The organism is Streptomyces sp. NBC_00872, from assembly GCF_045161915.1.
Taxonomy (GTDB): Bacteria; Actinomycetota; Actinomycetes; order Streptomycetales; family Streptomycetaceae; genus Streptomyces.
In genome coordinates, this window is sequence record NZ_CP108806.1 from 101494 (window position 1) to 120779 (window position 19286).

Consider the following 19286-nt stretch of genomic DNA (forward strand, 5'->3'; position numbering starts at 1 on the left):
GCGCGGAAGATCGGTGGCGCTCGGAGAACGTGGCGCGCGTGCGGACACCCGTGTGCGGGTGGCGGTGTGCGCGTCCCGGCGCCCGCCGCCACCCCACACAACGTAGAGACCTGTCTGGCCACGGGCAAGACAAAGAGCTGAAAATTATTGACTGATCGACGTCAGATCCGAAGAGTCCAGCGAAATTACTGCTTTGGATGGGTGCGTCACGCGGGGCACGTACGAAACGCGCACGGCGGGACCACGTCTCGTGGCCCCGCCGTGCCTCCTCACGAGCGCCGGCCTTCCGCGGCCGGCGCGATGAACCGGGAACCGCCGGTGCTCAGACCCCCATCGAGACGGCGGGCACGTTGTATCCGTCCAGACACAGACGGGGCCGGCCCGAGGGGAGCGCCTCGGCGGGCCAGGAGACGGTGATCGTCCGGGTCTCGTCGGGCAGCAGCCACAGGTAGTTGTCACCGTAGAGAGTCGGCAGGACCCGCTCACCGCTCCGCTCGTCCCGCAGCGAGAGCCTGACCATCGCCGCGACGGACGAACCCCGGTTGTGCACCCGCGCGGTGAGCTCCCTGCGCTCCCCCGACCGGCTCACCCTGCCCGGGTCCACGGACACCTTGGCCGTACGGACCGTGTTGAGGGCCCGCATGTCCTTCGGCTCGCGGTAGCGCCAGTAGGTGTTCTCCGACAGCACACGTCCGCGCGCGTCCGTGAGGCTCAGCCTCAGCAGATGGAACGCCGGCAGGTCCTCGGCCGGCGCGGCCGTGAACACCCGGGTGGTCGCCGAGCCCTTGAGGTCCACCCGCTCGCGCTTCTCCCCGCCGAGCCGGCGGCCGTCGAGACCGTAGCACCGCGCGGTGACCACCGCGCCGGGGATGTCCCGTGGTGTGTGGTTGACCGCCATGACGCGCCAGTCGGTGGGGTCCGCCTGCACATGCAGGGTCTCGCACGAGGTCCGGGCACCGTAGTAGGTGCCATTGACGTCGAAGTCGTAGTCATAGGTCTGCCACACCGTGCTGTACCACGCGGGGTGGGACATCCACAGCAGCAGACCGCCGGCGTCGTCCCACAGCCGGGCGTTCCACGCCTCGAACATGGCCCTGGTGTTCTCGTAGTTGACGAACTGCGCCTTGCGGCAGAAGTCCTCCAGGTCCTTCGCGGTGCCGAGCCTCTCCTCGATCGCCGCCTTGTAGTTCTGGGGCGCCTGATTCCCCTGGGTGCTCCAGTCGTGGTAGAACCACGCACCGCCGATCGGCCACTCGGGTCCGTCGCCGACGAGATTGCGCATCGTCTCGGCCGTGGACACCGTGGGCATACCGATCTCGGTGTGGAACCCGTAGATCCCGCCGCCGAAGGTCGAGGGCGAGAAGTAGCGCGCGGGCTCGACCCAGCCGTACGGGCCGCCGCCGGAGACGATGCCGCCGGCCGAGTTGTTCTGGTACAGCAGACCGGGTGCCTCGGCCGTGACCGCGTCCCGCATCCCGGTGTCGATCGCCTCCGGCGGATTGCCCTCGTTGGCGCCGCACCACACCACGATGCTGGGGTGGATCCGGTAGCGCCGCACGGTGTCCCGGGCAAGGCCGTTGAACGCGTCGTGGTCCGGCGGGTCCATGGCCCAGGCGTTCGGGAAGTCGTTCCAGACCAGGATGCCGTGCTCGTCGCAACTGGCGTAGAACTCCTCGCGGTTGCTGCTCCCGACCCAGTTGCGGATCATGGTGAAGTTCATGTCCCGGTGCATCCGCACGGCCGCGTCGATACGCTCGGCCGGCATACGCCGCAGCAGTTCGTCCCAGCCCCAGTTGCCGCCCCGGCAGAACACCCGTACCCCGTTGACACTGATCTTCAGCGGCACGGTCGTGTTGTCGACGGATGTCACATCGCGCCACGACTCGCCGTCGTCGGAGACCTGGATGGTGTACGACCTGGCGTACGCGGACTCCCAGACGATGGCGACCCGGTCGAAGGAGACCGACTCGCCGAGGTCGACCTGGATCCACTCGCCGTCCTGGTAGGCCGAGGACCAGCGCGTCGCGCCGTTCCCGTCCACCGCGTTCCCCGGTCCGCTCCCGCTCTCCGACGAGGACGCGGTCGCGTCCTTGCGCAGCGCCAGGTCCGTACCGGGGCGGTTGCTGTCCACCACGGACAGGCTCCACATCGAACAGCCCCAGCTCGTCGCCCTCGCGGTGCACAGCACTCGCAGATGGCGGGCCTTCTGGGCGGCGAACTCGGTGCTCTGCAGACTCGCGCTGCCCCCGGTGAACGGCAGCGGCACGGCGGAGTTGTCGACCGACTTCACCTCGGTCCACTCGTCGCCGTCGTCCGACACCTCGATCGCGTACGTCTTCGCGTACGCCCGCTCCCAGGTGATGACGGCCCGGTCGAACCGGACGGACGAGCCGAGGTCGACCCGTACCCACTGGTCGTCCTCGAACGACGAGGACCAGCGCGTCCGCGGGTTCCCGTCCGTCACATTCCCCGCCGCGTTGCCCGGATCGTCCACCGTGGACGCGCTGGCCTCTCGGCCGAGAGCCAGGTCCGTGTCGGCCCGGGAGCTGTCCACGACCGAGAGGTTCCATATCGACGAGCCCCAGTCGGTGGCGCGCGTCCGGCACAGGACCCGCAGATAGCGGGCTGTCCGCTGAGCGAAGTCCACCGTCTCCGCGTACGAGTCGGTCGCGGACTGGAACGTCAGCGGGATGTCGTACTCGTAGCCGAACTGCCGTATACCGAAGCGGGTGACGCGCCGGTCGCTCTCCCGTCCGTCGGCCGACGCCACCAGCGTGAGCTCATGGAGGTTCGCCTCGCCGTAGCCGTTGGGCCACCACAACTCCGGGTCGCGCAGGCGCAGTTGCGGGTGGGTGGCGGGAGAGAAGGTGACATCGGCCGACCCGCCGCCGGGCACCGTGACCGACTGCGAGACCTTGACACGGCCGAAGGCCGCCGACACCGTGACGCGCCGGCTGCCTGTGGCCGCGTTGTGGACGGGGACCACGACGGTCAGCTCCGCGGTACGGGTGTCCGGCAGGTCCGGCAGTACGGTGTCCACCCGCGGGTCCCCGATGACCGCGTCCCCGGTGGACCGCAGCCGTACGTGGTTCCAGATCCCGGCGGCCCGGTCGCGTACGGCGGGCATCCAGTCCCAGCCGGAGGAGGCCAGATACGTCGGCGAGTTGCGGTTCATCGTCGTCGCGCCCGCGTCCACCCACGCCAGGCCCTCGGGCCCCTTGTCGGTGGGGCTGCCGGGGAACGGCATCGGGCTGATCCGTACCGCGAGGGCGTGCTCGTCCTTGTCGGACCCGGCCAGCGGTCCGGTCACGTCGTACGCGCCACGGGCGAAGGGGAACGACTGGGTCTCCACCTTGGTTCCGTCGAGCCAGATCTCGGCCTCGTGGTTGATGCCGTCGAACTCCAGCCAGAGCCGCCGGCCGCGGCCCGCGTCGAAGCCGCGCGGCAGCCGGAAGCGGCGCCGGTACCACCACGCGTGGCGGGAGAGGGCCTCGGGGACCTGGAGGTTGTTCAGCCCGGCGACGGGGTCGGGCAGGTGCCCCTGGTCCACGAGGGAGGTCAGTACGGTGCCCGGTACGGTCGCGGGCAGCCAACGGCTCGTGTCCACATCCGTCCCGGACAGCGCGGCTCCGTCGCCGCCCGCCCAGTCGTCCATGGTGAGGTCCCAGCCGGACTCCAGCGGTACGGTGCCGTCCCCGGCGACCTCCAGCGGCTCGACCTCACGCCGGTGGGTCCCCCAGTCCGTCCATCCGGTGGCCTCCGGCCGGGCGCCGCGGCTGACGCCGTACACCTGGAACCCGTTGAGGCCGAGGGGATTGGCGTTGGACCGCTTGTGCACCGTCATACGCACCCACCGGGCGGTGACCGGCTTGGGCAGCGCGATCTCCACGACCCCGCCCCGCCCGGAGTCGGTGCCGTACACCTGCGTCCAGGACGTGTTGTCCCGGGAAACCTCGATCACGAAGGCGACGGCGCAACTGGACAGGATCTCCTGGCCGGTGGTCCTGTCACGCGGGTTGCCGCCCGGGGCGTCGACGTAGGGCGGGTCGTCCACCGTCGCCTCGAAGGTCAGACGCAGTGACTCGACCTCGCAGGCCGCCTGGAGGTCGACGGATATCCACTGGGGATCCCCGTCGCCCGCGCGCCATCCCGAACCGCGCACACCGGTGGAGTCGAGTCGGTCCACCACGAACCGGCCCGGCGTCGGCGCGTAGTCGGTGGAGGACACCGACACGGGGCGGTAGGCGGCAAGCTCGCCCTTGGACCGGGCCGTGGCGGGAATGTCCCCGGTTGCCGCGTGGCTGGTGGCCGGAAGCACCATGCCCAGACCGAATCCGGCCAGCAGGGTGGAGCCTGAGCTGAGAACCGTGCGACGCGACGGTTGTGCGGGTGGGACAGACATCAACAGAAGCTCCGATCAGGCTTGCTGCCACAGAAAGGTGAACCAGCAACCGAATGACAACGATGTCAGATCGTGGTTCGGCGGGAAGTGATCTGTCAAGGGATGTGCACGTACTTACTTTCCGCCGACGGAGGATCGGATTCCGCCGGGAAGGGGCTCGGCCGCGGTGACTCCGGCCCCGCCCTGGAGACGACCTCGCCGCCCGGTCACGCGCGTAATTCCTCGGCCGCCGACGGCCTCGTCCCTTACAGTGCCGAAGGCATGACGGCTCTGGTTTCCTTCATCTTCGTGCGCCACGGCGACGGACTGCGCCACCACTTCGAGCGCCACGGCGAGCGCCATGGGCGACCCGCCTACCGCCGGACGGACGGGCAGGTGTGGTGTGTCTGGGCGCCGGGCGCCGGCTGGCACTGCGAGACCGCCGACGGCCTCGTCACCGGTCGCCCCCTCGACCACCGCGGTGACGAACGCGAACCCCCCGCCACCGTCTGGCGCAGCTTCAAGAACGACCGCTCCTACCTCTACGACCTCCGCCCCTCCGGATCCGGGACATGATCCGCCGGACAGTCCGTCCGCAGGTCCATCCGGCAGTCCGTCGGAGAGTCTCCAGGCGCGATCCGGAGAGTCTCTAAGGGCGATTGAGGGCGGCGAGCTGGGTGGCGAAGATACGGGCGCCGCCTTGGGCGGGGTGGCGTACGGCAGCGGCGGTGACGCCGTTGCGTGCGAGAGCGTACTGGGCTTTGCGGCCGACAGCGATGACCGTGGTGATGGAGAAGGCTTCAGCCAGCTCCATCACGATGGGGACACCGGCGGCGATCTCGGCGGCCCGAGGCGTGCGGTTGGACTCGGGACGGCCGGGCTCGTGCGGATGGTTGGGGTAGACCGGCCAGGAGATCGGCAGCGGGCCCCGCCAGTCGGCGAGCGCGCCCCATACGGCGGCTGACGACGCCTCCCAGGTGAACGCCGGCGCCTCGGGGGCCTCAAAGCCGTCGCCCTCCGGGGCACCGGTGATCAGCCCCGGGCGGGCGGTGAGCTGACGCATGCTCATGAACGGAACACCGGTGATGGTGTGACCGCGGTAACCGGGAGCCTCACCGATCAGAATCACATCGGGCCGGATGTCCGCCATCAGTTCGAAGTAGTGCCGCAAGTTGCGATCGCGCAGCCGGCCGTTCTCATCCGGTCCATGAGGGGACTCCGCGTCGTCCGGGACGGGAAGGGCACGCAGCAGTTCCCAGAACCGGTCGGTGTCGATCGCTTTCATCGGTGTCCTTTCCACCGGCCGCCGTGCCGTGCGCGGCGACGGGGCCCTTCCCGGCGTCGCCGGTCCGTCCCGTGCCGCGAGTCTACGACCGGTCCGGTACGTCCGACGGACCGGTCGGCCCGGTGCGGGAGGCCGCCACGTCCGCACGGCTCGTCGAGCTGTCGGCCGCCGCGAGGTCAGACGGTGGCCGAGGCGCCGGGGGCGAGCAAGGTCAGCCGGTCCTGGAGGCCCTGACGGGTGAACGCGTCACGCACGGTGTCGGGGCCCTCGGTGAAGTGCTCCCAGCCCTCGGTGTGTACGGGAATGACGGTGCGTGCGCCGAGGATCCTGGCGGCTTCGGCCGCCTGGTCGCTGGTGAGTGTCAGACAGCCGTCCAGCAGCGGGGTACGGGCGGCGCCCGCGAAGAGCACCGCCAGGTCGACGGGCCCGACGTGGTCGGCGATCCGCCGTACGACGTCCAGGGACGCGTTGTCGCCACTGACGTAGATCGTGGGAACGTCCGGGCCGGTCAGTACGAACCCGGTGACAGGACCGGTGACGTCCTCCGTCCCGTCGGGACCGTGCTGGGCAGGGGCGCCGATGACCTCGACATGTCCGCCGTCCGGGCGCTCCAGGGTCAGCCGGTCCCAGGGGCGCAGACCGGTGGCGGCGCCGCCGAGGCGGTCCGCGGCCTCGGCCGTGGTGAGCGTCACCGGGACCGTGGCGAGCAGACGGCGCCCGGCCCGGTCGAGGTTGTCGGCGTGCTGGTCGTGCGAGAGCAGCACGGCGTGGACCGTACCGATCTCCTCCACCGATACGGCCGGGCCGCGCGTTTTGACCAGCGTCCGGGTGCCGCTGGCGATGGGACCGGGGGCGTCGAAGGCGGGGTCGGTCAGCAGCCCCAGACCGCCGATCCCGATCAGCGCGGTCGGTCCGCCGACCAGCCGTACCGTGACGGGCGCCTTCCCGGTGGCATGTTGTCGGGCTTCCATGACTCCATCGTGCGCCTCCCGGCACCGCGCCGCGCCACGAGCGGCTTTCTCCCCTGTCACAGGCCCGGCCTCTCGCGTGGCGGTGTGCTGAGCATGTGCCGTTCGTTGTCGATGCGAAGGCTTATGCTGGGCCCCGCGCAGGTGTCCGTGACGACCAGTCAGCACGCCCGACGCCCGGCGCCCCCCGCGACCGACATCACTGTCCTGTCGTGGAACCTGGCACCGCCTCCCGCGACCGCCTTCCGCGAAACTTCCGCGCCCTAGCAGCCCCGGCCAGGACTGTCCCGCGCTTCCCGGGTGACCGCTTCCGCGGACCCTCTGTTCGGCGCGACGTACATCGGCGCCCCTCGCACAACTCCCCCACCAACCTCCCCCGCACGCCATGAGCAGGTCCATCAGCGCTCTTCTCAAGAGGTCTCATGCGAACACCTTCCACTTCGGATACTCCGGCCCACGCTCGGCAACCGGCCACGAGGGCGGCCCTGGCCGTGCCGGCGCTGGGCGCCCTCGTCCTGGGCACGAGCGAGCTCGGCGTCGCGGGGCTACTCCCCCGCATCGGCGCCGACTTGGGGATCTCCGTCGGTACCGCCGGCGGTCTCGTCTCCGTATACGCCGTGGCCGTCGCACTGCTGGGCCCGCCGCTCACCGCGATGACGAGTCGTCTGTCCCGTCGGCGCGTCCTTCTGGGGGCCCTGGGGGCACTTGCCGTCGGGAACGGTGTCACCGCTCTCGCCACCTGCTTTCCGGCCCTGTTGGCGGCCAGGGCACTCACCGGAGCCGCGGCGGCGAGCTACGCGGTGACGGCGCTGGCCGTGGCCACGGCGCTGACCGGACCCGAGCGGCGAGGACGTGCGGTCGCCACCGTCTTCGGCGGCATCACGGTCTCCGCCGTCGTCGGTGTTCCCGTAAGTACGCTGCTCGGGGACGTGTTCGGCTGGCGTGCCGTCTACGGTGCGCTGGCCGCGCTGAGCATGGCTGTCCTGGTGGCGGCTGTCCGTCTGGTGGCGGAATCCGCACCGGAGCCGCCGTCGAACACGCCGAGCCGGCTCAGGGCACTGGCCGAGGCGCGTCTGCTGGTCACCTTCGCCGGCAACGCCGTTGTCACCACGGGCCACTACATGGCATCCACCTACCTCGTCGTACTCCTGACCCGGGAGACCGGCCTCAGTGCCGCCACGGTCGGCGTTCTCCTTCTGGCCGGCGGAGTCTCCGGTACGGTCGGCACCATCGTCGGCGGCACATCCGCCGACCGCCATCCTCGACGCGCTCTGTCAGGCGCCACGGCGCTGCTGGTGGTCAGCATGGCGGTCATTCCCCTGGTCATGGCGAGCCCGGCCCTGATCTGGCCCGTCACCCTGCTCTGGACGGCTGCCTTCAACGCCTTCAGCACGGCGGCGCAGGTGAACGTGTCCCTTCAGGCCCATCCGGCCACCGACCTCGCCGCGGCGGCCAATATCTCCGTGTTCAACGCGGGCATCGCCGTCGGTTCCGCCGCCGGCGGACTCGTCCTTCCCATCGCCGGCTTCACGGGCATCGCCCTGACCGGTGCCGCACTCGCTCTCGCGGGACTCACCGCCCTGCTCCTCGGCCCGCCGGCCTCGGTCGCATCCGCGAGCCGCTGAGCGCGATCGGCGGGGTACGGGCACAGGTGCCGGCGTCGGTGTGCGACGACGTGTCCCGCTCGCGCCGCGTACGGAGCGTTGTGCCAGGCTGATCTTCGTACAGCTCGGCGGAACGGAAGGTGGGCGGGAATGGATTCGGTCGCGGCCGGGAACGGTGGAAGCGCGCGGCGCGTGATGCTCGGGACCTGGCCCACTCCCCTTGAGCCCATGCCGCGGCTGGCCCGTGCCCTCGGTCTCGGCGCCGACGATCTGTGGATCAAGCGTGACGACCTCATGGGTCTCGGTGGCGGCGGCAACAAGGTACGGAAGCTTGAGTGGACGTGTGGTGCGGCGGTGGAACAGGGCGCCACCGTCCTGGTCACCACCGGCGCGCCCCAGAGCAACCACGCCCGGCTGACGGCGGCCGCCGGCGCGCGGCTGGGACTCGACGTCGTCCTCGTTCTGGCCGGATCACCCGGTACGTCGACGTCGGGCAACCTGGCACTGGACGGGCTCCTCGGTGCCACGGTCGTCTGGGCGGGGGACGCCGACGACCGGGAATTGCGGTCACGCGCCGAGGAGGAGGCCGGGCGGCTCCGCGCCCAGGGAGCGGTCCCGGCGCTGATCCCCTTCGGCGGTTCGAGCGTGCTCGGAGCCCGGGGCTATGTCGAGTGCGGCCGGGAACTTCTCTCCCAGGCCCCGGACCTGCACACCGTCGTGGTGGCCCTCGGCTCGGGAGGGACCATGGCGGGACTCGTCGGCGCGCTGGGCCCCGAGCGGGTGCTCGGCGTCCACTGCGGAGCCGTACGGGAACCGGCCGCCACGGTGTCGGCGCTGGTCACCGGTCTGACCGGCACCCACTGCGCACCGGGAGACCTCCGTATCCTGCTCGACCAGGTCGGCGACGGATACGGCGCCCTGACCGAACCTGTCATGGAGGCTCTGACCCTTACGGCCCGCACGGAGGGCACCGTCCTGGATCCGGTCTACACGGGCCGTGCGATGGCGGGCCTGATGGCGGCGGTCGGCGCCGGTGACATCGTTCCCGGTACGCGCACCGTCTTTCTGCACACCGGAGGGCTGCCGGGGTTCTTCGGCCACGCGGCGACGCTCGCGCGCGCCGAGGTGGAGGCGAATCCACACGCACCTCGCTGAGTGGCAACGGCGTCCCGTGCCCGGAATCCCGGATGCCCAGACATGCGAGGCCGAGTGACCGGAGTCCGCCGGGGGCCGGCGGCCGGTGGGGGCCTCACCCGGCCGCCGATGGAGACCTCGCCCCGGCGGCTCGCGGTCAGTCCGCGGGCTTCTCCCAGACCGAGACATGCTGACCGCTCTCGCTCGTCAGGGGGTCCCGCGTCCATCCGTCCCACCGCTCGCGCGGCCGTAGCCCGGCGAGCTGGGCCATCAGGTCGAGTTCGGCCGGCCAGACATAGCGGAACGGGATGGACCGGTAGTCACCACGGCCGTCGACGACGTCGATGTAGTTCGAGCTCATGGTCTGGGCGGCGATGTCGTCGTAGACGTCGAACGCCCACCGCGTAGGGCTCACATGGAACGGTACGGCGTTCTGCCCGGCCGGGAGCTTCCGCAGTTCGGGAAGCATGACCTCGATGACGAAGACCCCTCCGGGTTCGAGGTGCGCCGCGACATTGCGGAAGCACGCCACCTGCGCCGCCTGTGTCGTCAGATTCATGATCGTGTTGAAGACCAGATACGCGACGGAGAACGTGCCCTCCACCTTCGTCGTCGCGAAGTCACCGATGGTCACACCGATCGCGTCGCCGCCCGGCTTGGCGCGCAGCCGGGCGACCATCGCCCGTGACATGTCGATGCCGTGGACCGGGACACCGCGGCGCGACAGCGGCAGCGCGATACGTCCCGTCCCGATACCCAGTTCAAGTGCCCGGCCATGACCGGCGAATTCGGCGAGAACGTCGACCGCCGCCTCCACGGCGCCGGGCTCGAACGGGCCTTCTGACGATTCGTCGTATGTCGCCGCAACACGCTCATCGAAGTAGCCGTCGTGATCGTCCATGGGCGGGACCGTACTCCAGAGTGCATTCGCCGCACCCGCCATTTTTCCCGGCCACTCCATATTTTCCGGCCACTCCGCCGTGGTGACGGGTGACAGCCCTCGCTGCCTTCCTGCCTTCCTGTCTTCCCGTGCTCCGGCCTTTCCGCTCCCGGCTTCGCGCCGTCGATCACCTCGCGCGGTTCCGCACCGGCGCGTCCTGACCGATGATGACGTGTGGGGCCGCGTCTTCGGTGTGGCATCCGCTGTCCCAGGAAGGGAGTTCCCCGATGAGGGAATCGACGTCGGACCGGTCCTCGCCGGACGAAGAGTCCGGCTACGCCTCGGGGGAACAAGCCCCGGAGGAAGAAGCCGAGGTGATCGTGGTGGGGGCGGGACCGGCGGGCTCGTCCGCGGCCTTCCATCTCGCGAAAGCGGGCGTCGATGTGGTGCTGCTGGAGAAGTCCCGCTTCCCCAGGGAAAAGGTGTGCGGAGACGGTCTGACCCCGCGGGCGGTCCACCAGCTCATCAGAATGGGCATCGATATCGACTCCCCGGGGTGGATGCGTTCACGCGGGATGCGCTGGGTGGCCGGGGATCGCCGGGTGCATATCGACTGGCCCAGCCTGGGGCGTTATCCCGATTTCGGTCTCTCGCGCAGCCGGCACGATTTCGACGACATCCTGGCCCGGCACGCTGTCGCCGCCGGAGCGCGGCTGCGCGGCGGGGTGAAGGTGACGGGTCCCGTGACCGATCGCGCCGGCCGGGTCACGGGTGTCACCGGTGTCTCCGCGATGGCCGGAGAGCAAGGGCGGGCGGTCTACCGCGCGCCGATCGTCATCGCCGCCGACGGCGCCTCCGCCCGACTCGCCCTCGCCATGGGCCTGGAGCGGGACAAGAACAGGCAGATGGCGACAGCGGCCCGCCGTTACTACCGCAGCGCCGAGCGTTCCCAGGACGAGTATCTGGAACTCTGGGCCGATCTCCGTTTTCCCGGGAGTGACCACTATCTGCCCGGTTACGGCTGGATCTTTCCGATGGGTGACGGCCGGGTCAACGTAGGTCTCGGTGCGCTGCCCCATCGACGGTACGGAAAGGCGGATCTGCGGGCCGCTCTGGCGCAATGGCTGGCCCGTACTCCTCATGCGTGGGGACTGCGTGAGGAGAACGCCGACGGTCCTGTCAGGAGCGCGGCTCTGCCTCTCGGTTTCAACCGCCATCCGCTGTACACGCGCGGGCTGATCCTGGTCGGCGACTCGGGCGGGATGATCAGCCCCTGGAACGGTGAGGGCATCGGCCAGGCCATGGAGGCCGGCGAAGTCGCGGCGGAGAGCGCGGCGCTGGCGCTGGCGCTTCCCCAGGGACCGAGGCGGGAGCGCGCGCTGCTGCACTATCCGGTCGAGATGAACCGGCGCTGGGGTCGCTACTACCGTCTCGGCAACGTCGCCGCCGATGTCGTCTTCAGCCGGTCGGGCTTCCAGCCGGTCCTCAACCGCTATGTCATGGGCTCGCCCTTTCTGCTCAGGACGCTGGCCCGGCTGCTCGCCAACCTCACCGACAAGCCCTCGCGGGACATGATCGACCATATGCTCAACACGCTCGTCCGCCTGGTCCCGGCACCGCGGGTGGGGCGCCGCTGAGCAACTCGCCCTCGGCACCGGCCCCGTTCGGACCACGCGTACCGCGCGACCGTCGCGGCGGATCCCGCCCGCCCGTCCATGTCACCGGGGTCTTGGCGGCGCGGCGGTAGGAGTCGTACGCGACCAGGCGTCGAGAGCGGCGAAGTCCGCGTCGGTGAGACCACCACCGCCAACCGCGACAGCCCGATCCGCGGGGCGATGATCTCGTTCGCGTCGGCCATCCATGTCGTGGCCCAGACCAGCTCATACGGCAGCGCCGTCAGTCGGGGCCCGTGCTGGGGATTGATCCTGGCGAGCAGTGGATTCGAACCGCCCTCCCCCGGCCCGGGTCCCGTCCGACGGATCGGATCTCCGTCCTGGTACCGGAGCGGCTCCCCGCCGAAGGGGATGAGCGGTCCGTCGACATCGAGGAAGAGCAGTGGACGCTGAGCAGTACGGGTCACGGCCGCACGATAGCGGCCGACGCGGCAGCCGCGCCGCGCTCCGGCCCGTTCCTCTCCGCCTCGCGCCGCCGGTCGCGGGTGCGGGCGCGGGTACGGGTGTCCGATATCGAGCCGCGCTGTTGTGTGTGATCCGGCCAATCCCCGCAAGTGGCCGGGGCGTGTGATGGGGTGTGATGGGGTGTGAGGGACGCACTCCATTTCCTTGGAAGGACGCCCGTCATGCAACGTTCCTTCGCACGCCGGAGTTTGTTGGGAGCGGCCGCCGCCGTCGGTGGCGCGGCGCTCCTGGGGCCGCTGGGCGGCACGGCAGCCGCCACGGAGGCCACCGGGAGCCGATGGCCCGCCGGATTCCCCCTGCCGGACGGCTTCCGGCCCGAGGGCATCACCATCGGCTCGGAGCCGTACGCCTACTTCGGTTCGATCGCGCGCGGCGATGTGTACCGCGCGAGCCTCGCGACCGGTCGCGGCCGGGTGATCATCCAGGGACTCGGTCCCGAACACCCCGTCACCGGGCTCAAGATCGATGCCTGGGGCAGGCTTTTCCTGTGCGGCGGGGACAGCGGTGAGATCCGGGTCGCCGATCTGCGTACGGGCAGGATCACAAGGACGTTCACCGTGGGCACGGACGTCACGCTGGTCAACGATGTGTTCCTGACGCCCGATGCCGCCTGGTTCACCGACTCGTTCGAACCGCAGTTGTACAAACTGCCGCTCGGCCGACGGGGAGAGCCGGGAGACCGGATCATCACCGTGCCGCTGACCGGTGACTGGGTCCAGGGCACGGTCATCACCGCCAACGGCATCACCGCCACACCGGACGGCCGGGCACTGCTCGTGGCGAACGACTTCGCGGGCGGCGGCGGTCTGATGCGGGTCGATCCGCGCACCGGGGTCGCGCGCACCGTGGACATCGGTCCGACCTTGCTGCCCAACGGTGACGGACTGCTCCTTCTCGGCCGCCTCCTCTATGTCGTACAGCAGCGGCAGAACGCCATCGATGTACTGCGGCTCGACAACGCCGGTACGAAGGGCACGGCCATCACACGGATCACCGACCCCGAGCACTTCCGTGTCCCCACGACGGCCGCCGTCTGGAAGGACCGTATCTATCTGCCCAACGCCCGCTTCGATGTGACGGAGCCGACGCCGGAGACGGACTACGACGTCGTGTCCGTGAAGCGCCTGCGCCCCTGAGCAGCGCTCGACGGCCGGACGGGCTGATCGCCATCGCCCCAGGTCGGAGCGGCCGGCCGGTGGCCACCGGCCGGCCGCTCGCCGCGTGTCCGCGCCATCGTTCTACGGCGCCGGCCAGAAGTCCCAGGACCTGGGCCGTGCGAGCGCCTCCCACTCCGTACGGAGCAGGGACAGGACCGCGATGTCGTGGCGGCGCCCCCGGTGCAGACACGCCGAGCGGCGGACTCCCTCCCGGACGAACCCCGACTTCCCCAGGACCGCGAGCGCGGTCGCGTTCTCGGTGTGGGTGAATGCCTCCACACGGTGCATCGGCAGTTCGCCGAACGCCAGATCGGCCAGCGCGTCGACCGCGTCCGTGCCATGTCCCCGCCCCCGGTGGCGCGGGTCGAGCATCAGATGGACTTCCGCCGCGCCGTCGACCAAGTCCTGTTCCACCAGGGCTATATGGCCGATCGGCGTGCCGTCGGGAAGCAGCACGATGAAGTCGTCACGGTTCTGGTCCTCGATGTCGCGCTCGACGCGCTCACGGAGCCAGGACAGAGGCCGCGGCCAGAGACCGATCTCGTGCGCGGCGACCGGGTCGGATCGCCAGCCGTGCAGCAGTTCGGCGTCATCGGCCCCAAGAGGGCTGAATCCGACGGTCCTTCCCCGCCAGCACAGCTCCCGGTCCTTCTCCGCCGCCGTCTCCATCGCGTTCTCGCTCACGGGCCGGATGCTACGGGCCCGGCGGAGGCGGCCACCACGCGATTTCACGCGAGGAACCAGCGTGTGAGGAACCAGCGTGTGGTCTCGCGTCGGGAAACCCGGACCGGTCGGAAAACCCGACGGAAGGTGTCTGCTTTCGGTGCCACGATCGTCGCACGGCCGCTGCCCGGGGCAAGTCGGCGGTCCTGCCTGCCCGCTGTGGTGGGGGCAGGACGGGGCGCGGCAGGTGGGACGGATTGAGCAGGACAGGGAAGGACAAGAATGTCGGCACCACTTGAAGGCAAGGTCGCGCTGGTCGCGGGGGCCACCCGGGGAGCCGGCCGCGGCATCGCGGTCGAACTCGGCGCGGCGGGCGCCACCGTCTATGTGACCGGCCGCAGCACCCGTGAGCGGCGCTCGGAGTACGACCGTCCCGAGACCATCGAGGACACCGCCGACCTGGTCACCGCGGCGGGAGGCCGGGGCATCGCGGTGCCGACCGACCATCTCGTCCCCTCCCAGGTCCGTACCCTCGTGGACCGGATGGCGGCCGAGCAGGGCCGGCTGGACATCCTGGTCAACGACATCTGGGGCGGCGAGCGGCTCTTCGGCTGGGACGCCCCCGTCTGGGAGCACGATCTCGACAAGGGGCTGCGGCTGCTCCGGCTCGCGGTCGAGACGCACGCGATCACCAGCCATCACGCCCTTCCGCTGCTGCTGCGCCGCCCCGGCGGGCTGGTGGTCGAGATGACCGACGGCACGGCCGAGTACAACCGGGACACCTACCGGGTCTCGTTCTTCTACGACCTCGCCAAGAGCGCCGTGCTCCGTATGGCCTTCTCCCTGGGCCATGAGCTGGGACCGCGCGGTGCCACCGCGGTGGCGCTCACACCCGGCTGGCTCCGCTCGGAGATGATGCTGGAGCACTTCGGCGTGACCGAGGAGACCTGGCGCGACGCGCTGAAGGCCGAGCCGCACTTCGGTATCTCCGAGACACCGTCCTATGTGGGGCGCGCCATCGCGGCTCTGGCCGCCGACCCCGAGGTGTCACGCTGGAACGGTACGTCCCTCTCCAGCGGCGGGCTCGCACAGGTCTACGGCTTCACCGATCTCGACGGCAGCCGACCGGACGCCTGGCGCTATATGACCGAGGTCCAGGACGCCGGCAGGCCCGCGGACACGGCTGGATACCGCTGAGCGCACGCGGGCCTCGCCACGGGGCCCGCCCACACCCCGGCACGCGACCCGCCCGGACCCCGCCCGGGTCCGGTCAACCGGTCCCACCCGGGGCCACTGGCCTCACTCGGGCCCCCGGAGCCAGGGGGGTCTCACCCCGGCTCCGCACCGGCCGCCCCCTCAGCCCTCCGCGAGATCGGAGGGACCCGTGGGATCGGCGAGATCCGCGGGAGGGGCCTGGGTGATCGGCAGCAGTACCTGGAACCGGGTGTCGCCCGGCCGGGACTCCACCCTGATGTCGCCCCGGTGCTTGTTGACGACGATGCGGTACGAGATGTCGAGGCCGAGGCCGGTGCCGTCGCCCACGGACTTGGTGGTGAAGAAGGGCTCGAAGATCCGGGGCCTGACCTCCGGCGGGATACCGGCCCCGGTGTCGGCCACCTCCACGAGCAGCCGCTCGCCCGCCCGCCGGGTGCGCAGGGTGAGCGTGCCCCTGTCCCCCATCGCGTCGACCGCGTTGTCGATCAGATTGGTCCACACCTGGTTCAGCTCGGCGCCGAACGCCGGGATCGCCGGCAGCTCACGGTCGTACTCCCTGACCACCCGGATACCGGCGGGGATCTTCGCCTTCAGCATGGTCAGGGTGGCGTCGAGCAGGGTGTGCACATCCACCGTCCGGTGGGGCGCCCGGTCGAGCTGGGAGTACTGCTTGGCCGCGCCCACCAGGTCGGAGACCCTGGTCACGGCGTCGTCGATCTCCCCCATCAGGAGTTCGGAGTCGATGGTGTACGCGAGCCAGCGCACCGCCGAGTCCAGATGTTCGTCGCCGACCGTCTCGGCGACCATGGACAGCCAGGGGACGCCCACCCCTCCCGACACCAGGATCGGGGCGAGGTCCCAGGGGCTGGCCACCCCGTGGTCCTCCAGCCAGTCGCCGAGTCCGTCCTCGGCGTCGGCAGCGTCCAGCGCCGACAGCGACGAGGCCGCGGCGGCCTGTTTGACCGCGGCGTCCTGGAGTTCCACCAGACCGCGCAGCCGGGTGCCGTCCAGTCGTCCGTCCGCGATGAGCGCGAGCTTGTGGCGCATACCGGTCACCCGCTCACGCAGTGCCTCGGTCGCTCGCACCGCCGCCGCGGCCGGGTTGTTCAGCTCATGGGTCAGCCCGGCCGACAGCGCGCCGAGCGCGACCAGCCGCTCCCGCTCGCCCATCACCGTCTCCGCCGCGCGTGTGCCGAAGAACAGACCCTCCAGCAGATGGAGGGCCATCGGGAACCAGCCGCGTACCGCGTCGGCGAACTCGTCGGCCGGCAGCACGAAGAACTCGGCGTCGCTGACGGCCCGCAGGGTGTTCGGATAGACCTGGGCCACCCGGTCGCCCAGATACGCCTGGGTCGCCCCGCCGTAGACCCCGCGCCGGTCGGTCCTGGAGACCTCGATGTCGTCGCCGTGCAACCGCCGGCTGAGCGTCACCGCGCCACTGAGCAGTACGAAGAAACAGGTGGCGGGTTCGCCCTCGTTGTAGACGGCGCTGCCGCCCTCACGCTGCTCCACCCTGCCGCGTTCCGCCAGCCACGCGAGCTGGCTGTCGTCGAGCGCCTCGAACAGGAACAGCGTGCGCACCTGCTCCGGGGTCAGTCGGTCCGAAGCGGTCATTGCGCCTCCAAGTAACGATGGACCAGCGAGATGGCCATCGCGCCGTCGCCGACGGCCGAGGCGACCCGCTTGAGAGACGCGGCGCGGACATCGCCGGCCGCGAAGACCCCGGGGACGCTGGACTCCAGGTGGTACGGGTCCCGGGGCAGGGACCAGCCGGCCGGGCGCTGCCCGTCGGCGACGAGGTCGGGGCCGGTGAGTACGAACCCCCGCTCGTCGCGCGCGACCACACCGTCCAGCCACTCCGTACGCGGCGCCGCGCCGATGAAGACGAACAGCCAGGAGGTGGCGACCGTCTCCACCGCGCCCGATCGGGTGTCCCGCAGTGTCAGCTGCTCCAGATGGCCGTCGCCCTTCCCGCCGACCACCTCGGTCCACGGATGCACGACGATGTTGTCGATGGCGCTGATCCGGTCGACCAGATACGTGGACATCGACCGGGCCAGATCGGCGCCCCGGACCAGCATATGGACGCGCTTGGCATAGCGGGAGAAGTGCAGGGCGGCCTGACCAGCCGAGTTGGCACCGCCCACCATGTACACCTCGTCGCCGGAGCAGGTGGGCGCCTCGGTGACGGCGGAACCGTAGAACACCCCGGCGCCCGTGAACGGCTCCAGACTGGGCGCCGCCAGCATGCGGTACGAGACCCCCGTGGCCAGCACCACCGTATGGGCGGTGATCGAAGCACCGCCGCCGAAGCGCAGCACCCGGCCCGATCCGGCCGCCTCCAGGGCGACGACCTCCCGGGCGCTGAGGATCTCGGCCCCGAACTTCAGCGCCTGGCGGCGGGCCCGGCCGGTGAGCTGTGAGCCGGAGACGCCGTCGGGGAATCCCAGATAGTTGTCGATCCGGCTGCTCTGCCCCGTCTGCCCGCCGGTCGCCTCGCGCTCCACGAGTACCGTACGCAGCCCCTCGGAGGCCCCGTACACGGCGGCGCCGAGCCCGGCGGGGCCGCCGCCGACGACCACGAGGTCGTAGAAGTCCGAGGTGGGTGTGGTGCTCAGTCCGACATGCGCGGCGAGTTCCTTCTCGGCGGGCGCCACCAGGGAGGTGCCGTCGGCCGTCACCACCAGGGGCACGTCGGCCGCGGTGACTCCGGCGGCGGCCAGCAGACGGGCGCCCTCGGGCTCATCGGCCTTGAGCCACCGGTACGGCACCAGATTGCGGGCGAGGAAGTCGCGTACGGCGAAGGACGGGGCGGACCAGCGGTGGCCCACCACCCGGATCTCGGCGGCGGTCGGATCAGGAGTGGCCGCCCAGACGTCCAGCAGGGAGTCGATCACCGGATAGAGGTGCTCCTCCGGAGGGTTCCACGGCTTGAGGAGGTAGTGGTCGAGATCGACGACATTGATCGCGTCGATCGCGGCACCGGTGTCCGCGTACGCCGTCAGCAGCACCCGCCGGGCGAGCGGGAAGAGGTCCATCGCCTCTTCGAGGAACTCGATGCCGTTCATCTTCGGCATCCGGTAGTCGGCGAGCATGACCGCGAGCCGCTCGCCGCGCAGCTTGATCTCGTGCAGCGCTTCGAGCGCCTCCGCTCCGGAAACCGCGCGGACGACCCGGTACCGGTCGCCGTACCGGCGCCGGATGTCGCGGGCGACGGCCCGGGAAACGGCCGGATCGTCGTCCACGGTCAGGATCGTCGGATTCGCCATGACACCACCATTGTCTGGAGACGGGACGACCTCCGGACCAGCGGCTTCCCCAAGAGGCCTGAGCATCCAGTTTACGGCGCGCTGTCGCGGGGCCGCACGGTACGGCCCCGGTCCGTAGCGTGCGGGCCGGGCCGGCCCGCCTCGGGTGGTCAGACGGTGCTCGCGCCGTTGACCACCCGGGCGAAAACGGCCGAACCGCACGAGAACCCGACGACGGAGCCGACAAAGAACCCGAGGTCCTCTGGGGTCGCCTCCGGGAGGAGCCAGCTGTCCGCCCCGGCGCCGAGAAGGGCCATCCCCACCCAGGTGAGCACCCCCGCGACGACGGCCAGGCGCCTGCGCGGCGGCCGTGTGCGGTAATGGCCCACCATCGGGTCGCCACCGGCGAAGAAGGGGCCCACGAGGGCCGCGCCTGCCAAACCGGACCAGAATCCGAACAGCCATGTCACGAGACTGAACACACCGAAGACCAGAAGACCGAAGAACTGCGTCACGATCGTGCCGACGAACAGGTCCCGCGGAGCGAGGCGGGGCGGCTCTGTCTCGCTCTTCTGTTCCGTCATGGGAAAACGGTAGTTGTCGGACGGATCAA

The 19286-nt window shown here is 70.5% G+C and carries 14 protein-coding genes and 1 pseudogene; 6 read left to right on the forward strand and 9 right to left on the reverse strand.

The genetic code is table 11. The features are described 5' to 3' along the window. Nucleotides 1-322 precede the first annotated feature (322 nt). Nucleotides 323-4402: a discoidin domain-containing protein gene (locus OG214_RS00545; RefSeq protein WP_405983356.1), complete on the reverse strand. Its 4080-nt coding sequence runs from the start codon at nucleotides 4400-4402 to the stop codon at nucleotides 323-325. Between the two features lie 261 nt (nucleotides 4403-4663). On the opposite strand from OG214_RS00545, the gene OG214_RS00550 reads away from it, so the two are divergent. Then, the gene (locus OG214_RS00550) at nucleotides 4664-4957 is read left to right on the forward strand and encodes a hypothetical protein (RefSeq protein ID WP_363083601.1); all 294 of its coding nucleotides are present in this window, start codon (nucleotides 4664-4666) and stop codon (nucleotides 4955-4957) included. Between the two features lie 73 nt (nucleotides 4958-5030). Here OG214_RS00550 and OG214_RS00555 read toward each other — a convergent pair whose 3' ends face one another. Next, complete coding sequence (locus OG214_RS00555) at nucleotides 5031-5666, reverse strand: uracil-DNA glycosylase (RefSeq protein WP_363083602.1); 636 nt, start codon at nucleotides 5664-5666, stop codon at nucleotides 5031-5033. A 176-nt stretch (nucleotides 5667-5842) separates the two neighbouring features. Next, nucleotides 5843-6637, reverse strand: coding sequence for an MBL fold metallo-hydrolase (locus OG214_RS00560; protein ID WP_405983357.1), 795 nt, complete (start codon nucleotides 6635-6637; stop codon nucleotides 5843-5845). Between the two features lie 488 nt (nucleotides 6638-7125). Here OG214_RS00560 and OG214_RS00565 point away from each other — a divergent pair, with 488 nt between their 5' ends. Together OG214_RS00565 and OG214_RS00570 are read left to right on the forward strand one after the other, a co-directional pair. Continuing rightward, a complete protein-coding gene (locus OG214_RS00565; RefSeq protein ID WP_405983358.1) occupies nucleotides 7126-8259 on the forward strand; it encodes an MFS transporter in 1134 nt (377 codons plus the stop codon). A gap of 129 nt (nucleotides 8260-8388) precedes the next feature. Next, on the forward strand, nucleotides 8389-9393 hold the full coding sequence (locus tag OG214_RS00570; RefSeq protein ID WP_405983359.1) for a D-cysteine desulfhydrase family protein: 1005 nt from the start codon (nucleotides 8389-8391) through the stop codon (nucleotides 9391-9393). Nucleotides 9394-9529: 136 nt separating this feature from the next. Here OG214_RS00570 and OG214_RS00575 read toward each other — a convergent pair whose 3' ends face one another. Further along, nucleotides 9530-10273, reverse strand: coding sequence for a class I SAM-dependent DNA methyltransferase (locus OG214_RS00575; RefSeq protein ID WP_405983360.1), 744 nt, complete (start codon nucleotides 10271-10273; stop codon nucleotides 9530-9532). A 266-nt stretch (nucleotides 10274-10539) separates the two neighbouring features. Here OG214_RS00575 and OG214_RS00580 point away from each other — a divergent pair. Further along, a pseudogene (locus OG214_RS00580) lies at nucleotides 10540-11571 on the forward strand (geranylgeranyl reductase family protein); the annotation flags it as partial. Between the two features lie 173 nt (nucleotides 11572-11744). Here the strand turns inward: OG214_RS00580 and OG214_RS00585 are convergent. Next, on the reverse strand, nucleotides 11745-12332 hold the full coding sequence (locus tag OG214_RS00585) for a hypothetical protein (protein WP_405983361.1): 588 nt from the start codon (nucleotides 12330-12332) through the stop codon (nucleotides 11745-11747). Nucleotides 12333-12551: 219 nt separating this feature from the next. Here OG214_RS00585 and OG214_RS00590 point away from each other — a divergent pair, with 219 nt between their 5' ends. Then, a complete protein-coding gene (locus OG214_RS00590) occupies nucleotides 12552-13526 on the forward strand; it encodes an SMP-30/gluconolactonase/LRE family protein (protein WP_382864886.1) in 975 nt (324 codons plus the stop codon). 102 nt (nucleotides 13527-13628) lie between these two features. Here the strand turns inward: OG214_RS00590 and OG214_RS00595 are convergent, their stop codons facing one another. Then, a complete protein-coding gene (locus OG214_RS00595; RefSeq protein WP_363086169.1) occupies nucleotides 13629-14231 on the reverse strand; it encodes a GNAT family protein in 603 nt (200 codons plus the stop codon). Between the two features lie 261 nt (nucleotides 14232-14492). Between OG214_RS00595 and OG214_RS00600 the strand changes: the two genes are divergently transcribed. After that, on the forward strand, nucleotides 14493-15407 hold the full coding sequence (locus tag OG214_RS00600) for an SDR family oxidoreductase (protein ID WP_363086170.1): 915 nt from the start codon (nucleotides 14493-14495) through the stop codon (nucleotides 15405-15407). 159 nt (nucleotides 15408-15566) lie between these two features. Here OG214_RS00600 and OG214_RS00605 read toward each other — a convergent pair whose 3' ends face one another. The 3 genes from OG214_RS00605 to OG214_RS00615 all read right to left on the reverse strand — a co-directional run bounded on the left by OG214_RS00605 (nucleotide 15567) and on the right by OG214_RS00615 (nucleotide 19257). Continuing rightward, nucleotides 15567-17039 (reverse strand): ATP-binding protein, encoded by a 1473-nt coding sequence (locus OG214_RS00605; protein WP_405983362.1) that lies wholly within the window; start codon nucleotides 17037-17039, stop codon nucleotides 15567-15569. Beyond that, nucleotides 17036-18694, reverse strand: a complete 1659-nt coding sequence (locus OG214_RS00610) for an FAD-dependent oxidoreductase (RefSeq protein ID WP_405983363.1) — start codon at nucleotides 18692-18694, stop codon at nucleotides 17036-17038. The genes OG214_RS00605 and OG214_RS00610 overlap by 4 nt, the downstream gene beginning before the upstream one ends. 149 nt (nucleotides 18695-18843) lie before the next feature. Continuing rightward, nucleotides 18844-19257 (reverse strand): hypothetical protein, encoded by a 414-nt coding sequence (locus OG214_RS00615; protein WP_405983364.1) that lies wholly within the window; start codon nucleotides 19255-19257, stop codon nucleotides 18844-18846. Nucleotides 19258-19286: the final 29 nt, after the last annotated feature.

Excerpts from the sequence above, each read along its gene's own strand:
- OG214_RS00545 (WP_405983356.1), bottom strand. The coding sequence starts at position 4,402 with ATGTCTGTCCCACCCGCACAACCGTCGCGTCGCACGGTTCTCAGCTCA.
- OG214_RS00550 (WP_363083601.1), top strand. The coding sequence starts at position 4,664 with ATGACGGCTCTGGTTTCCTTCATCTTCGTGCGCCACGGCGACGGACTG.
- OG214_RS00555 (WP_363083602.1), bottom strand. The coding sequence starts at position 5,666 with ATGAAAGCGATCGACACCGACCGGTTCTGGGAACTGCTGCGTGCCCTT.
- OG214_RS00560 (WP_405983357.1), bottom strand. The coding sequence starts at position 6,637 with ATGGAAGCCCGACAACATGCCACCGGGAAGGCGCCCGTCACGGTACGG.
- OG214_RS00570 (WP_405983359.1), top strand. The coding sequence starts at position 8,389 with ATGGATTCGGTCGCGGCCGGGAACGGTGGAAGCGCGCGGCGCGTGATG.
- OG214_RS00575 (WP_405983360.1), bottom strand. The coding sequence starts at position 10,273 with ATGGACGATCACGACGGCTACTTCGATGAGCGTGTTGCGGCGACATAC.
- OG214_RS00590 (WP_382864886.1), top strand. The coding sequence starts at position 12,552 with ATGCAACGTTCCTTCGCACGCCGGAGTTTGTTGGGAGCGGCCGCCGCC.
- OG214_RS00600 (WP_363086170.1), top strand. The coding sequence starts at position 14,493 with ATGTCGGCACCACTTGAAGGCAAGGTCGCGCTGGTCGCGGGGGCCACC.
- OG214_RS00605 (WP_405983362.1), bottom strand. The coding sequence starts at position 17,039 with ATGACCGCTTCGGACCGACTGACCCCGGAGCAGGTGCGCACGCTGTTC.
- OG214_RS00610 (WP_405983363.1), bottom strand. The coding sequence starts at position 18,694 with ATGGCGAATCCGACGATCCTGACCGTGGACGACGATCCGGCCGTTTCC.
- OG214_RS00615 (WP_405983364.1), bottom strand. The coding sequence starts at position 19,257 with ATGACGGAACAGAAGAGCGAGACAGAGCCGCCCCGCCTCGCTCCGCGG.